General features: G+C 60.3%; 9 protein-coding genes. 8 read left to right on the plus strand and 1 reads right to left on the minus strand.

Annotation, left to right across the window (positions count from 1 at the left end; genetic code table 11):
• Positions 1–126 precede the first annotated feature (126 nt).
• The 6 genes from recC (at position 127) to BBF94_RS21830 (ending at position 11,829) form a co-directional block, all read left to right on the plus strand.
• A complete protein-coding gene (gene recC / locus BBF94_RS21805; RefSeq protein ID WP_065261035.1) occupies positions 127–3,579 on the plus strand; it encodes an exodeoxyribonuclease V subunit gamma in 3,453 nt (1,150 codons plus the stop codon).
• Positions 3,576–7,265 (plus strand): exodeoxyribonuclease V subunit beta, encoded by a 3,690-nt coding sequence (gene recB, locus BBF94_RS21810; RefSeq protein WP_065261036.1) that lies wholly within the window; start codon positions 3,576–3,578, stop codon positions 7,263–7,265. The genes recC and recB overlap by 4 nt, the downstream gene beginning before the upstream one ends.
• Complete coding sequence (recD, locus tag BBF94_RS21815; RefSeq protein ID WP_065261037.1) at positions 7,262–9,370, plus strand: exodeoxyribonuclease V subunit alpha; 2,109 nt, start codon at positions 7,262–7,264, stop codon at positions 9,368–9,370. Before recB ends, recD begins: the two co-directional genes overlap by 4 nt.
• A gap of 119 nt (positions 9,371–9,489) precedes the next feature.
• Positions 9,490–10,065 (plus strand): YfiR family protein, encoded by a 576-nt coding sequence (locus BBF94_RS21820; RefSeq protein WP_065261038.1) that lies wholly within the window; start codon positions 9,490–9,492, stop codon positions 10,063–10,065.
• Positions 10,062–11,330, plus strand: a complete 1,269-nt coding sequence (locus BBF94_RS21825) for a diguanylate cyclase domain-containing protein (RefSeq protein WP_065261039.1) — start codon at positions 10,062–10,064, stop codon at positions 11,328–11,330. Before BBF94_RS21820 ends, BBF94_RS21825 begins: the two co-directional genes overlap by 4 nt.
• A 52-nt stretch (positions 11,331–11,382) precedes the next feature.
• Positions 11,383–11,829, plus strand: coding sequence for an OmpA family protein (locus tag BBF94_RS21830; protein WP_404820986.1), 447 nt, complete (start codon positions 11,383–11,385; stop codon positions 11,827–11,829).
• Here BBF94_RS21830 and BBF94_RS21835 read toward each other — a convergent pair.
• Complete coding sequence (locus BBF94_RS21835; protein WP_065261041.1) at positions 11,826–12,773, minus strand: LysR family transcriptional regulator; 948 nt, start codon at positions 12,771–12,773, stop codon at positions 11,826–11,828. The two genes, BBF94_RS21830 and BBF94_RS21835, sit on opposite strands and share 4 nt — an antisense overlap.
• Before the next feature lie 148 nt (positions 12,774–12,921).
• Here BBF94_RS21835 and BBF94_RS21840 point away from each other — a divergent pair, with 148 nt between their 5' ends.
• Positions 12,922–14,448: a CoA-acylating methylmalonate-semialdehyde dehydrogenase gene (locus tag BBF94_RS21840; protein WP_065261042.1), complete on the plus strand. Its 1,527-nt coding sequence runs from the start codon at positions 12,922–12,924 to the stop codon at positions 14,446–14,448.
• A 9-nt stretch (positions 14,449–14,457) separates the two neighbouring features.
• Positions 14,458–15,345, plus strand: a complete 888-nt coding sequence (gene mmsB, locus BBF94_RS21845) for a 3-hydroxyisobutyrate dehydrogenase (RefSeq protein ID WP_065261043.1) — start codon at positions 14,458–14,460, stop codon at positions 15,343–15,345.
• Positions 15,346–15,349: the final 4 nt, after the last annotated feature.

Raw genomic sequence — 15,349 nt, forward strand, 5'->3', positions numbered from 1 at the left:
AGCAGTCGGGGTTTTGTTTTGTCCGCAGGAAAGTTCGTACGGCATTCTCGGACGCCTCGCGGCTGCCCTCGCCAGCCGACAATGCTAAGGTTCAGACCTAGCTTTTGTATTTTTCAAGGAAGCCCTATGCCGGACACTCAGTCCCTCAACGCTGCATTCATGGTGGTTCAGAGCAACAGCCTGGACGAACTGCGCAGCCTTGTGATCAGCATAATGCGGCGTTATCCGCTGGCTCCTCTGGTAAACGAAATTGCCCTCGTGCAGAGCAATGGCATCGCCCAATGGCTCAAGCTCGCATTAGCCGAGGATCCTGAAGCGGATGAGCTTGGTGGCTGTGGCATTGCTGCCGCCATCGATGTGCAATTGCCGGGCAGTTTCATGTGGCAGCTTTACCGCATGGTTCTGGGACGAAATGAGATTCCGGCCAAGTCCCTGCTCGACAAGGCCCCTTTGACCTGGCGACTGATGCGCTTGCTGCCACAAGTCATCAACCGGCCGCATTTCGAACCACTGCAACGATTCCTGACTCATGACACGGACCTGCGCAAGCGCTATCAGTTGTCCGAGCGACTGGCAGACCTGTTCGATCAGTATCAGGTGTACCGTGCCGACTGGCTCGAGGATTGGGCCGAGGGGCGTCATCAGCTACGAAATGTCAGAGGGGAAGTGAAACCACTCCCCAGTACCAGTTGCTGGCAGGCAGAGCTATGGCGTGCATTGCTTGAAGATGTCGGTGAGCAAGGCATGGCTCAGAGTCGGGCAGGCGTGCATCAGAGATTTATGGAATGCATCAACAACCTTGAAAATGCACCGGCAGGTTTGCCTTCACGAGTCATCGTTTTCGGGATTTCCTCACTGCCTGCACAAGTATTGGAAGCGTTGGCAGGACTGGCCCGGTTCAGCCAGGTCCTGCTCTGCGTACACAACCCTTGCCGCTATCATTGGGCCGATATCGTTGCCGACAAGGATCTGTTGCGTCATCAATACAAGCGTCAGGCTCGCAAGAACGGCATGCCCGTGGTGCTGGATCCGGAATCTCTGCATCAACACGCCCATCCGCTGCTTGCCGCCTGGGGCAAGCAAGGTCGTGACTACATCAATCTGCTGGACAGCTACGACGATCCAGGCAGCTATCGCGCGGCATTTCGCAACGGCCGCATCGACCTGTTCAGCGAAACCCTTGCGCAAAACATCCTCAACCAATTGCAGGACGACATCCTGGAACTGCGCCCGCTCAGCGAGACGCGTGAGCTATGGCCCGATGTCGACCTGACGCAGGATCAGTCGATCCGATTCCACATTGCTCACAGTGCACAGCGCGAAGTGGAGATTCTCCACGATCAGCTTCTGGCTCGCTTCAGTGCCAATCCGCAATTGCGACCCCGCGATGTGATCGTGATGGTACCTGACATCGACAGTTATGCACCGCACGTCCGTGCGGTATTCGGGCAGCTGGATCGCCATGACCCACGTTTCATCCCTTTCACGCTGGCAGACCAGGGACAACGCGGTCGCGATCCATTACTGATCGCTGTCGAGCATCTGCTCAAACTGCCAGACAGTCGTTTTCCCGTCAGTGAAGTCCTCGATCTGCTCGATGTTCCCGCATTACGCGCGCGGTTCGGTGTGCAAGAGCGAGATCTGCCGACACTGCATCGCTGGATCGAAGGCGCCGGTGTGCGCTGGGGGATGGACGCAGACCAGCGTGCCGGGCTGGGATTGCCCAATGAACTGGAGCAGAACAGCTGGCGTTTCGGCCTGAGACGGATGCTTCTCGGATATGCGGTTGGCGATTTCGGTGCCTGCGCGGATATTGAACCCTACGATGAAATTGGCGGTCTTGATGCGGCGTTGATCGGTCCTCTGGTCGCACTTCTGGATGCCTTGGAGTACTCGCACCAGCAATTACTGAGGCCCGCGAGACCTCAAGAGTGGGGGAGCCGGTTGCAGGTACTGATGCAGTTGTTTTTCAAACCGAGCAATGAACACGATGACTACTTGTTGACTCAGCTCGAGGAGCTGCGCGAGTCATGGCTGGAGACCTGCGAGTCTGTCGGACTGGAGGACGAGTTACCGTTGACCGTTGTTCGCGAGGCCTGGCTGACCGGGCTGGACCAGGGGCGTTTGTCGCAACGATTCCTGGCCGGTGCGGTGAACTTCTGCACCCTGATGCCGATGCGGGCGATTCCATTCAAGCTGGTTTGTCTTCTGGGCATGAACGATGGCGATTATCCTCGGGCACAACCTCCCCTGGACTTTGATCTTATGGGGAGCGATTACCGGCCGGGAGATCGTTCCCGCCGTGAGGACGATCGCTACCTGCTGCTCGAAGCGCTGTTGTCTGCTCGCCATCAGCTTTACATCAGCTGGGTCGGGCGCAGCATTCGGGACAATAGTGAGCGACCACCTTCGGTGCTGATCGGTCAGTTGCGTGATCATCTCGCCAGCGGCTGGCGAACGACTGATGAAAAAACCAATATTCTGGAAGCCCTGACCCAGGAGCATCCACTTCAGCCATTCAGTGCGCGCTACTTTCATGAAGGCAACGAACTGTTCAGCTATGCCAGTGAATGGCAAGTGTTGCACCAGCATCATGAGCCTGCTGAGGTAGCATCCAGGCTTGAACCTCATGTCCAGGAAGAGCCACTGAGCCTCGCGTTGCTGCAGGATTTTCTGCGTAACCCGGTTCGCCACTTCTTTACCCAGCGCTTGAAGGTCTACTTTGAAGCGGCACAGGCCCCCCAGGCGGATGAAGAGCCCTTTGTGCTGGACGCGTTGCAACGATACACCCTGAGCGAAAGCCTGCTCGAAGCAGCCTTGAGGCAACCTGAGAATGTCGATCAGGCGCTTGAAGCTCAAGCAAGACGTCTGCAAAACAGTGGACTGCTGCCCATGGCGGGATTCGGTGAGTGCCTGCAGCGAGAATTGATCGAACCACTGCCTGATTTGCTGCAACGCTATCAGCAGCTACTGACGCTTTGGCCGACGCCGCTGACCAGTGCGACACCAATCAATCTGCAATGGCAGGGTTTACGCCTGGAAGGATGGCTGGGCGGTCTGCATCAACGAGCCGATGGCGGAGTGTTGTCGGTGACGACGATTCCCAACGGCGTCGGTTCGATCAAAAGCCGCAAGTGGCACCGTCTGACCAAACCATGGGTCAATCATCTGGTCGCTTGTGCGAGCGGGCTTTCACTGACGACTGCGCTGGTTGCCAGTGACGACACCCTTTTACTTGAACCGATGGAGCAGGATCGGGCCTGGGGAGTACTCGAAGATCTGCTGCTCGCCTGGCAGTCCGGGATGCGTCAACCGCTCCCGGTCGCGGTGAAAACTGCATTCGCATGGCTGGGGCAGAGTGATTCGCAGAAGGCTGAAGCTGCTGCCCGTAAAGCTTATGAAGGTGATGGTCTGACCAGCGAAGGTGAGCGACGCGAAAGCCCCGCATTGGCCCGTCAGTTCCCGGATTACGATGCACTGCTGGCCGACGAGACATTCTCCGATTGGTGCAACGCTTTATACCGCCCGTTACTCGAGGCTCCCTGGCAATCCCTGGCCGGTGCGGGAGTTCGTTCATGAGTGCAAAGCAACCTCTCGCCCTGGCGTTTCCGTTGAAGGGCAGTCAACTGATCGAGGCCAGTGCAGGCACGGGCAAGACATTCACCATTTCTGCGTTGTATCTGCGCCTGATCCTCGGTCACGGAGGTGAAGCGAGTGGTTTCGGTCGCGAGCTGCTGCCACCACAGATTCTTGTAGTGACCTTCACTGATGCGGCGACCAAGGAGTTGCGCGAACGTATTCGCACACGCCTGGCCGAGGCCGCACGTTTTTTTCGTGACGAGACGCCGCCCCCTGATACGTTGATCGATGAGCTTCGCGCGCAGTTCGATCCTCAGCAATGGTCCGGCTGCGCCAACCGTCTGGACATTGCCGCACAGTGGATGGACGAAGCCGCCGTCTCGACGATCCACAGCTGGTGCCAGCGGATGCTGCGCGAGCATGCTTTCGACAGCGGCAGTCTGTTTACCCATACATTGGAGACCGATCACAGCGAGTTGCTGGGCGAGGTGCTTCGCGATTACTGGCGTCTGTTCTGCTACCCGATGCGTGGGGATGCTCTGAATTGGGTTCGCAGCCACTGGGGGGGACCGGCAGCACTGTTGCCTCGCCTGCGAGGACTCTTCGGCACCGAACGTGCAGAGGGGGAGTACAGGACTCCGGCTGAGCTGATCGAAGCGTGTCTGCAGGAGCGCCGTGCGGCATTGATTGAATTGAAGAAGCCTTGGCATCAATGGGCAGATGAACTGCTTGCCCTTTGTCATCAGGGCGTCGCGAACAAAGTCGTCGACGGGCGCAAGATGCAGGTTCGCTACTTCGAGCCCTGGTTCGAAAAGCTCAAGGCCTGGGCTGAAGATGAGTCCCAGGAGCAACTGGACATCGGAACCGGATTTACCCGACTAACGCCTGATGGCATGGCCGAAGCCTGGAAAGGCGAGCCACCAAACCATCCGGGGCTGGACGCCATGCAGGCACTCAAATCGAGCCTTGACGGACTGCCGACACCTGATACCGCTGTGCTGCAGCACGCCGCCAAATGGGTTGGTGAGCGCTTTGAAGAAGAAAAACGTCGACGTGCAGAAATGGGCTTTGACGACATGCTGCTGCGTCTCGACGCAGCCTTGCAATCCGAAGGAGGCGAGCGCCTCGCCACTCTTATCCGGGAGCAGTTTCCGGTCGCGCTGATCGACGAGTTCCAGGATACCGATCCGGTGCAGTACCGGATCTTCGAGCGTATTTATCGCATCGAGGACAACGATTCCGATATCGGGCTGTTTTTGATCGGTGATCCCAAGCAGGCTATCTACGCCTTCCGTGGTGCAGACATCTACACCTATCTGCGCGCCCGACAGGCCACGGCAGGTCGACTGCATACACTGGGCACGAACTTCCGTTCCAGTCACGGGATGGTGCGTGCAGTGAACCAGGTGTTCGAGCGCGCCGAGCTCCGGGAACAGGGACGGGGTGCGTTTCTTTTCCGAGAGAAAACCGGTGACAACCCGGTACCGTTTCAGCCTGTGGACTCGCAGGGGCGCAAGGAGCAGTTACAGATTTCGGGGCACGACGTCCCGGCACTCAACATCTGGCATTTCTCCACCGAGCAGCCGGTTTCCGGTGCGGTCTATCGCCAACAGTTGGCAGCTGCTTGCGCCAGTGAAATCACGGCCTTGCTCAATGGCGGACAAGGCGGCAGCGCTGGCTTCGCCCAGGACGGCAAGGCGTTTCGCGGACTGCAACCGGCAGACATTGCGATCCTGGTACGCGATGGCAAAGAGGCTCAAGCGATACGTGGCGAACTTGCCGCCAGGGGAGTGCGCAGCGTTTATCTGTCAGACAAGGATTCGGTTTTCGCCGCCCAGGAGGCCCATGATCTTCTGGCCTGGCTCAAGGCCTGTGCCGAACCGGATATCGAGCGCTCGTTGAAAGCTGCCCTGGCCTCTACCACATTGAATCTGTCGTTGGCCGAGCTGGAGCGATTGAATCAGGACGAAATGGTCTGGGAAGCCAGAGTCATGCAGTTCCGGGCCTATCGTGAGCTGTGGCGCAAGCAAGGCGTGCTACCGATGTTGCGGCGTTTTCTGCATGACTTTCAGCTGCCGCAGACATTGATTGCGCGCACTGACGGTGAGCGGGTGCTGACCAATTTGCTGCACTTGTCGGAGCTGCTGCAACAGGCGGCCTCCGAACTGGATGGTGAACAGGCCCTGATCCGGCACCTGGCCGAGCACCTGGCATTATCCGGTCAGGCCGGTGAGGAGCAGATCCTTCGTCTTGAAAGCGACGAGCAACTGGTCAAGGTGGTGACCATCCACAAGTCCAAAGGGCTCGAGTACCCGTTGGTATTTCTGCCCTTCATTTGTTCGGCCAAACCCGTGGACGGCAGTCGCCTGCCGCTGCACTACCACGATGAATCCGGTCAGGCCCGGATCAGTCTCAAGCCTGATGCCGAGCTGATTGCCCTGGCCGACAATGAACGACTCGCGGAAGACCTGCGTTTGCTCTACGTCGCGCTGACCCGTGCGCAACATGCCTGCTGGCTCGGTGTGGCGGACCTCAAACGTGGTAACAACAGCAGCTCGGTCCTGCATCTTTCAGCGCTTGGTTATCTGCTGGGAGGCGGCGCCTCCCTGGGTGAGTCCAGCGGTCTGATCCGTTGGCTCGATGATCTGAAAGAGCATTGCCCTGCGCTGAACGTTCTTGAAATGCCACTGGCGACAAATGAGCGCTACCAGCCACCTCGCAACGTAGCGACCCCAAGTGCCACGTTGATTCCCAAACGCAAGGCCAGCGAAAACTGGTGGATCGCTTCCTATAGTGCATTGCGCATCAGTGACGTGTTGACCATGGGCAGCGACGAGGCACCGGACAGCCCGCAAGCGCAGAAGCTGTTCGACGACGAACGTCTCGAACCCGATGCTCCCCGTGAGATCATCCCCGGAGGCGCCGATATTCATCGCTTCCCCCGTGGTCCGAATCCTGGAACGTTTCTCCATGGCCTGCTTGAGTGGGCAGGTAATGAAGGGTTCGCGGTTTCGAGCGAAGCGCTGGCAGACGCGATCGCCCGGCGTTGCAATCGGCGCGGCTGGGAAGGCTGGATCACCACTCTTACCGATTGGCTGCGGCATTTGCTGCAGTCACCGATGCCGGCAGGTGCGGGTCGTCCGCCAATCATTTTGGCGCAATTGAAGCAGTACCGGGTCGAGATGGAGTTCTGGTTCGCCAGCCACAAGGTCGATGTGGTCAAGCTCGACGAACAGGTCTGCAAGCACACCCACAGGGGCGCAGCCCGGGTCGCCGCGGAAGCGGTGCAGCTCAACGGAATGTTCAAGGGGTTCATCGACCTGACCTTCGAGCACGATGGCCGTTACTACGTGGCGGACTACAAATCCAACTGGCTGGGCATTGATGACGCTGCCTACACCGAACAGGCCATGGAGCAGTCGATTCTGGAAAACCGTTATGACCTGCAATACGTGCTGTACCTGCTGGCACTGCATCGCCAGCTCAAGGCGCGTCTCGCCGATTACGACTATGACCGGCATGTCGGAGGGGCGCTGTATCTGTTCCTGCGCGGTACCCGGGCAGACAGCGGTGGCGTTTATTTCGCGCGCCCGCCACGGGAACTGATCGAGCGCCTGGATCGGATGTTCCAGGGCAAACCGGAACCGAGAACCGAACCGGTGTGGGAACAGGGAGAATTGCTATGAGCCGTACCTTCGTGGATTTCCCACCGGTTTCGCTGGATGCCGAAGACCTGGGGCAACTCACACCACTGACCCGGGCCCATGACCTGCTGCAACTACTGAATCTTTGGGTCGAGCGTGGATGGTTGCGGGCTCTGGACAAGGCATTCGTGGCGTTTCTTCATGAGCTGGCGCCTGATGTCGATCCGCTGGTATTGCTGGCCGCCGCGTTGACCAGTCATCAACTCGGTCATGGTCATGTCTGCCTCGATCTGTACGAAACCCTCAAGGCTCCGGACTTCGCACTGTCCCTGCCACCGGAGGGCGATGTGCAATACGGTGTATTGCTGCTGCCCTCACAGTTGCTCGAGGGCCTTGAAGGGGCGCATTGGTGCAAGGTTCTGGCCGGCAGTCCACTGGTGGCGCTGGCCGTCGACGACAGTGAGTCCGCGCGGCAATGCCCTCTGGTGCTGTCCGGTAAACGCCTGTACCTGCGGCGCTACTGGACCTATGAGCGCCGCATCGACATGGCACTGCGTCAGCGCCTGGCGGAGCGCGAACCGACACCGGATGATCTGTCGCAGCGGCTGGACGGGGTGTTCGGCGCGGCAAGGAAACCCGACGCGATCGACTGGCAGAAACTCGCCTGCGCACTGGCGACCCGAGGTGCCTTCAGCATCGTCACGGGCGGGCCGGGCACCGGCAAGACCACCACGGTCGTGCGTTTGCTGGCCTTGCTCCAGGCGCCTGCCGTCGAGGCTGGCCAACCTTTGCGCATTCGTCTGGCTGCGCCTACGGGGAAAGCCGCTGCACGGCTGACCGAGTCCATCAGTCAGCAGGTACAGTCATTGAAGGTTGCCGAGGCCGTTCGGGAAAAGATTCCTTCCGATGTGACGACTGTGCATCGCCTGCTCGGCAGTCGTCCCGGCACCCGTCATTTCCGCCACCATGCCGGCAATCGCCTGCCACTGGATGTGCTGGTGGTCGATGAGGCGTCCATGATCGACCTGGAGATGATGGCCAATCTGCTTGATGCGTTACCGCCACACGCCCGCCTGGTGTTGCTGGGCGACAAGGATCAACTGGCCTCGGTTGAAGCCGGTGCGGTGCTGGGGGATCTGTGCCGCGATGCCGAGGCCGGCTGGTACAGTCCGCAGACACGTCAGTGGCTGGAGTCCGTGAGCGGGGAGTCCTTGCAGGGCGCCGGCCTGCACGAAGACCTGGAGGGCACGCATCCCCTGGCGCAGCAAGTGGTGATGTTGCGTCACTCGCGGCGATTTGGCGAGGGCAGCGGCATCGGCCAGCTTGCACGCCGGGTGAATCAGCAACTGCCGCATGAGGCTCGCCAGTTGCTGGCAGCGCGAAGCCATGACGACGTGTATTCGCTGGCGCTCAAGGGAGAGCATGATCACGCACTGGAACGCCTCGTTCTGGATGGGCATGGCGAGGGCCCACACGGCTACCGACATTATTTGAGCGTTTTACGCAATCAGCGTCCGCCTGCCGGAACTCCCATTGAACATCCCGGTTGGCTCGAATGGGCGCGAGAGGTTTTGCGGGCGTTCGATACGTTCCAGCTGCTCTGCGCGGTTCGCAAGGGGCCGTGGGGCGTTGAAGGGTTGAACCGGCGCATCACCGAAGCGCTGCTAAAGGCGCGTCTGATCGACAGCGACCAGCAGTGGTATGAAGGCCGCCCTGTGCTGATGACCCGTAATGACTATGGCCTGGGGCTGATGAACGGCGATATCGGCATTGCGCTCAAACTGCCTGAACCCGACGGACGGGCCGTCGGTGAACCTGTCCTGCGGGTGGCATTCCCGCGCAATGACGGGCGCGGCGGCATCAGGTTTGTGCTGCCGAGCCGGCTCAATGATGTAGAAACCGTGTATGCGATGACCGTGCACAAGTCTCAGGGCTCGGAGTTCGCTCATACCGCACTGATACTTCCGGATGCGTTGAATCCGGTGTTGACCAAAGAGCTGATCTACACCGGTATTACCCGAGCCAGGCAATGGTTCACCTTGATCGAGCCGCGAAGCGGGGTGTTCGAGGAGGCCGTGCAGCGCAAGGTCAAGCGCTTGAGCGGTTTGATGCTTGAACTGGAAGACAGGGCGGGGACTCAAGGCTGAAGATGTCGGCTTTTTCCGGCACGATCTGACCAGTCGGTCAGCGGGGCTTGTATCGCTGGTGTTTCAACGCTGTGCTATCGTTGCGGCATCATTTCGTAACGATCCAAGAGAATCCCTGCATGAAGCTGGCTGTCTGGGCGACAGAGCGCGTAGTTGGCAGCAAACGAGTATTGCTTGCCGTTCTGCTCTGCTTGCTCACGGGTGTGGCGGTTGCTCAGCCGGAACTGCCGGTGAGCATGGCTGAACAGAGGGCCAGGTCTGTCACTCAAGTGGTGCTGGGCATTCTCAGTTATGCGCGCTGGCCGGTCGAACCTGCACAGTTGCGTCTTTGTATCGTCGGCCCTACCGAATACACCGATGATCTGGTGAAAGGCACGACCCAGGCGACAGGCCGTCCTGTCGCTGTGCGTCGTCTGCTGGCAGACAACCCGACAGTCGCCAATGAGTGCGATGCGGTGTACATCGGCAAGCTCACCGCCGATGAGCGCAATCGGTTGTTCGCATCGCTGATCGGCCATCCGGTCCTGAGCATCAGCGAGGGCGGCGATCAGTGCACGGTCGGCAGCCTGTTCTGTCTGCGGGTTGGCGACGAGCAGGTGTCTTTCGAGGTCAATCTCGACTCCGTCGCCCGTAGCGGCGTTCGTATCCATCCAAGCGTGCTGCAGTTGTCGCGCCGCAAGCCGGCGGTCCCATGAAGCGCGACCCTTCCACCGGACGTCCGACCCTGGGCTCGGTCATCGGGCGCGGACATCTGATTGTCGCACTGGTCGCCGTAGCGATGGCCAGTGTGTCCCTGACCCTGCTCGGCGTGCTGGCGCTGCGGGTCTATGCCGATCACAACCTGCACCTCATCGCGCGTTCGATCAATTACACCGTGGAAGCCGCGGTGGTATTCAACGACAAGGCAGCGGCAACGGAAGCGCTCGCGCTGATCGCCTCGACCGAAGAAGTGGCTGACGCGCAGGTGCTGGACAGTCAGGGCCAGGTACTCGCCCGTTGGCAGCGACCGGAGAACGGTCTGTTTTCCGCGCTGGAAATGCAGGTGGCACGAGCGATTCTGGAAAAACCGATCAGCCTGCCGATCCTGCATCAGGATCGTGAGATCGGACGCATTCTGCTCACCGGCCACGGCGGCAGCCTGATGCGATTTTTGTTGAGCGGTCTGGCGGGCATCATTCTCTGCACCGCGATCAGCGCCTGGGTTGCGCTCTTTCTGGCGCGTCGCCAGTTGCTCGGCATTATCGGGCCATTGCACAGCCTCGCCAAAGTGGCCCACGCCGCGCGCAGCGAGCGCGCGCTGGATCGGCGCGTACCTCCGGCGAAAATCGCCGAACTCGACAACCTTGGCAACGACTTCAACGCCCTGCTCGATGAACTGGAGTCGTGGCAGACCCACCTGCAAAACGAGAACGAAACCCTTGCCCACCAAGCCACTCACGACAGTCTCACCGGACTGCCCAACCGCGCGTTTTTCGAGGGCCGGTTGATTCGTGCATTGCGCAGCGCCAATAAACTCAACGAGCGCGCAGCGGTGTTGTTTCTCGACAGCGACCGTTTCAAGGAGATCAATGACAATTTTGGCCACGCTGCCGGTGATGCGGTGCTGGTGGCGGTGGCGAACCGGGTGCGTGCGCAGTTGCGTGAAGAGGATCTCGTGGCGCGCCTGGGCGGTGACGAATTTGCCGTGCTGTTGACGCCGTTGCACAAGACCGAAGACGCCGAGCGCATCGCCGACAAGATTCTCGCCAGCATGGACACGCCCATTACCGTACCGGGCGACACCAGTGTGGTGACCTCGCTCAGTATCGGCATTGCCGTTTATCCCGATCATGGTGCTACGCCGGGCACCTTGCTCGATGCCGCTGACGCCGCGATGTATCAAGCCAAGCGCCTTTCCCGTGGCGCCCAATTCACCGCCGGGTCGGAGCACCCGGTCGATCCCGTTCAAACCAGGAGCTGATGCCGTGTTCTCACTTTCCGTTCGACTGTTTTCCACTCTGTTGCTGACGGTCATGCTGACCCTCACCGGTTGCCAGACCGCTCCGCAAAAAGGCCTGACACCGGCGCAGATTGCCGTGCTCAAGCAGCAGGGCTTTGAACTGACCGACGATGGCTGGGAGTTCGGCCTGTCGGGCAAAGTGCTGTTTGGCAGCGATGTGGAAAGTCTGAACAAACAAAGCACCGATATCGTCGAGCGTATCGGCAAGGCTCTGCTCGGCGTCGGTATCGAGCGGGTTCGCGTAGATGGTCACACCGACGCCTCGGGCAAGGAAAGCTACAACCAGCAGTTGTCTCTGCGCCGGGCGAAAAGTGTCAGCAAAGTGCTGACGTCGGTTGGCATGAAAGAGGAGAACATCCAGCTGCAGGGCCTCGGCAGCCGCGAACCGGTGGCGTCCAACGATACCGCTGCCGGTCGCACCGAAAACCGCCGGGTCTCGATCGTGGTCAGTGCCGACTAGTCGGCAAACTGCATTTCCCGGGTCTGTCCCATCAACAACGCCTGATTGCGCTCGGTCACCTCACGGATGTAATCCCACAACAGGGTGATCCGCTTGAGCTTGCGCAGATCCTCCCGGCAGTACATCCAGAACTGCCGGGTGATATCGATTTCTTCCGGCAGCACCGGTAGCAGGCGCGGGTCCTGCGCCGCGAGGAAGCACGGCAGAATCGCCAGCGAACGTCCCTGCTGCGCCGCCACGAATTGGGCGATCACGCTGGTGCTGCGCAAATGGGCGTTGGCGCCGGGCAACACGTTCGCCAGATACAGCAGCTCCGAGCTGAACGCCAGGTCATCCACGTAACTGATGAATTGATGCTTGCCCAGGTCGGCGGGGCGGTGGATCGGTGGGTGCTTGTCCAGGTATTCCTGGGTGGCGTACAGCTGCAAGCGGTAGTCGCAGAGTTTGCAGCACACATACGGCCCGTGTTCCGGGCGCTCGAGGGCAATGACGATGTCCGCCTCGCGCTTGGACAGGCTGATGAAGTGCGGCAGCGGCAGGATGTCTACCGAGATCGCCGGGTAGGCATCGACGAAATGGCTCAGCTGCGGCGTGATGAAGAAACTGCCGAAACCTTCTGTGCAGCCCATCCGCACGTGGCCGGACAATGCGACTCCTGAGCCGGACACCTGCTCGCAGGCCATGTGCAGCGTGCTTTCGATCGACTCGGCATAACTCAGCAGACGCTGGCCTTCGGCGGTCAGCACGAAGCCGCTGGTGCGGGATTTCTCGAACAGCAGTGTGCCCAGCGCGGCTTCCAGCGAACTGATTCTGCGCGACACCGTGGTGTAGTCCACCGCCAGGCGTTTGGCCGCGGTGCTGGCCTTGCGGGTACGGGCGACCTCCAGGAAAAACTTGAGGTCGTCCCAGTTCAGCGAACCCAGAGAGGTGATGTTTTTTTGCATGATGGACGGGCTTATATGTGCGTTCTTATTAGAAGTTTGCACATCTATACTCCAAAAACAGTCCGACAACCAATTCGTGACACACGCCTCATCTCAAGGCGAACCTTCGCCTTGGCTCCCAAGATAAAAACAATTTCCGGAGACCAGCATGAACGCATCGCTTACGCCCAACGAAACCACGGTCCAGAAGGTCAAGCTGCTGATCGACGGCGAGTGGGTCGAGTCGCAGACCACCGAGTGGCATGACATCGTCAACCCGGCGACCCAGCAGGTGCTGGCCAAAGTCCCGTTCGCCACCGCTGCTGAAGTCGACGCTGCCGTCAGTGCCGCCCAGCGCGCCTTCCAGACCTGGAAACTGACCCCGATCGGCGCGCGCATGCGCATCATGCTCAAGCTTCAGGCGCTGATCCGCGAACATTCGAAACGTATCGCCGTGGTACTGAGCGCCGAGCAGGGCAAAACCATTGCCGACGCTGAGGGCGATATTTTCCGTGGCCTGGAAGTGGTCGAGCACGCGTGCTCCATCGGCAGCCTGCAGATGGGCGAATTCGCCGAGAACGTCGCCGGTGGCGTTGACACCTACACCCTGCGCCAGCCGATCGGTGTTTGTGCCGGCATCACCCCGTTCAATTTCCCGGCGATGATCCCGCTGTGGATGTTCCCGATGGCCATCGCCTGTGGCAACACCTTCGTGCTCAAGCCGTCCGAACAGGATCCGCTGTCGACCATGCTGCTGGTGGAGCTGGCGATTGAAGCCGGCATTCCGGCCGGTGTTCTGAACGTGGTGCACGGCGGCAAGGACGTGGTCGATGGCTTGTGCACCCACAAGGACATCAAGGCGGTTTCTTTCGTCGGTTCGACCGCCGTCGGCACCCATGTTTATGACCTGGCCGGTAAACACGGCAAGCGCGTGCAATCGATGATGGGTGCGAAGAACCACGCCGTGGTGCTGCCGGACGCCAATCGCGAGCAAGCGCTCAATGCGCTGGTCGGTGCCGGTTTCGGCGCGGCGGGTCAGCGTTGCATGGCCACCTCGGTGGTGGTGCTGGTGGGCGCGGCCAGGCAGTGGCTGCCGGACCTGAAAGCGCTGGCGCAGAAGCTCAAGGTCAATGCCGGCAATGAGCCGGGCACCGATGTCGGCCCGGTCATTTCGAAAAAGGCCAAGGCGCGGATTCTCGACCTGATCGAAAGCGGCATCAAGGAAGGCGCCAAACTTGAACTGGACGGTCGCGACATCCGCGTACCGGGCTACGAGAACGGCAACTTCGTCGGCCCGACCCTGTTCTCCGGGGTGACCACCGACATGCAGATCTACACCCAGGAGATCTTCGGCCCGGTGTTGGTGGTGCTGGAAGTCGACACCCTCGATCAAGCCATCGCGCTGGTCAACGCCAACCCCTTCGGCAACGGCACCGGCCTGTTCACCCAGAGCGGTGCGGCAGCACGTAAATTTCAGAGCGAAATCGACGTCGGCCAGGTCGGCATCAACATCCCGATTCCGGTGCCGGTACCGTTCTTCAGCTTCACCGGTTCGCGCGGTTCGAAACTCGGCGACCTCGGCCCCTACGGCAAGCAAGTGGTGCAGTTCTACACCCAGACCAAAACGGTCACGGCGCGCTGGTTCGATGACGACAGCGTCAACGATGGCGTGAACACCACCATCAACCTGCGCTGAGGAATGGCCATGAAAATCGCATTTATCGGTCTGGGCAACATGGGTGCGCCGATGGCGCGCAACCTGATCAAGGCCGGGCATTCATTGAACCTGGTAGACCTGAACAAAACCGTGCTGGCGGAACTCGAGCAACTGGGCGGCACCATTCGCGCCTCGGCTCGCGAAGCCGCAAAGGATGCAGAGCTGGTCATCACCATGCTGCCGGCGGCGGTGCATGTGCGCAGCGTCTGGCTCGGTGAGGACGGTGTGCTGGCCGGAATCGGCAAAGGTGTGCCGGCAGTGGATTGCAGCACCATCGATCCGCAGACCGCTCGCGACGTGGCAGCGGCGGCGGCCAGACAAGGCGTGGCCATGGCCGATGCGCCCGTGTCCGGCGGTACCGGCGGCGCCACGGCCGGGACGCTGACCTTCATGGTCGGCGCTACACCGCAACTGTTTGCCACCCTGCAACCGGTGCTGTCGCAGATGGGCCGCAACATCGTGCACTGCGGTGAAGTCGGCACCGGGCAGATCGCCAAGATCTGCAACAACCTGTTGCTGGCGATCTCGATGGTCGGCGTCAGTGAGGCCATGGCTTTGGGCGATGCGCTGGGGATCGACACCGGCGTGCTTGCCGGGATCATCAACAGCTCGACCGGGCGTTGCTGGAGTTCGGAGATGTACAACCCGTGGCCGGGCATCGTCGAAACGGCGCCGGCCTCGCGCGGTTACACCGGTGGTTTCGGTGCCGAACTGATGCTCAAGGATCTGGGGTTGGCCACCGAAGCGGCGCGCCAGGCCCATCAGCCGGTAGTGCTGGGCGCCGTGGCGCAGCAGTTGTATCAGGCGATGAGCCAGCGTGGGGAAGGTGGCAAGGACTTCTCGGCGATCATCAACAGCTATCGCAAGCCGCAGTAATCGT

It is taken from the genome of Pseudomonas bananamidigenes, assembly GCF_001679645.1.
Lineage (GTDB): Bacteria > Pseudomonadota > Gammaproteobacteria > Pseudomonadales > Pseudomonadaceae > Aquipseudomonas > Aquipseudomonas bananamidigenes.

What these genes read in the sequence shown, in the direction of transcription:
- BBF94_RS21820 (WP_065261038.1), top strand. Translation starts at nt 9,490, where the DNA reads ATGAAGCTGGCTGTCTGGGCGACAGAGCGCGTAGTTGGCAGCAAACGA.
- recB (WP_065261036.1), top strand. Translation starts at nt 3,576, where the DNA reads ATGAGTGCAAAGCAACCTCTCGCCCTGGCGTTTCCGTTGAAGGGCAGT.
- mmsB (WP_065261043.1), top strand. Translation starts at nt 14,458, where the DNA reads ATGAAAATCGCATTTATCGGTCTGGGCAACATGGGTGCGCCGATGGCG.
- BBF94_RS21830 (WP_404820986.1), top strand. Translation starts at nt 11,383, where the DNA reads ATGCTGACCCTCACCGGTTGCCAGACCGCTCCGCAAAAAGGCCTGACA.
- BBF94_RS21825 (WP_065261039.1), top strand. Translation starts at nt 10,062, where the DNA reads ATGAAGCGCGACCCTTCCACCGGACGTCCGACCCTGGGCTCGGTCATC.
- recD (WP_065261037.1), top strand. Translation starts at nt 7,262, where the DNA reads ATGAGCCGTACCTTCGTGGATTTCCCACCGGTTTCGCTGGATGCCGAA.
- BBF94_RS21840 (WP_065261042.1), top strand. Translation starts at nt 12,922, where the DNA reads ATGAACGCATCGCTTACGCCCAACGAAACCACGGTCCAGAAGGTCAAG.
- recC (WP_065261035.1), top strand. Translation starts at nt 127, where the DNA reads ATGCCGGACACTCAGTCCCTCAACGCTGCATTCATGGTGGTTCAGAGC.
- BBF94_RS21835 (WP_065261041.1), bottom strand. Translation starts at nt 12,773, where the DNA reads ATGCAAAAAAACATCACCTCTCTGGGTTCGCTGAACTGGGACGACCTC.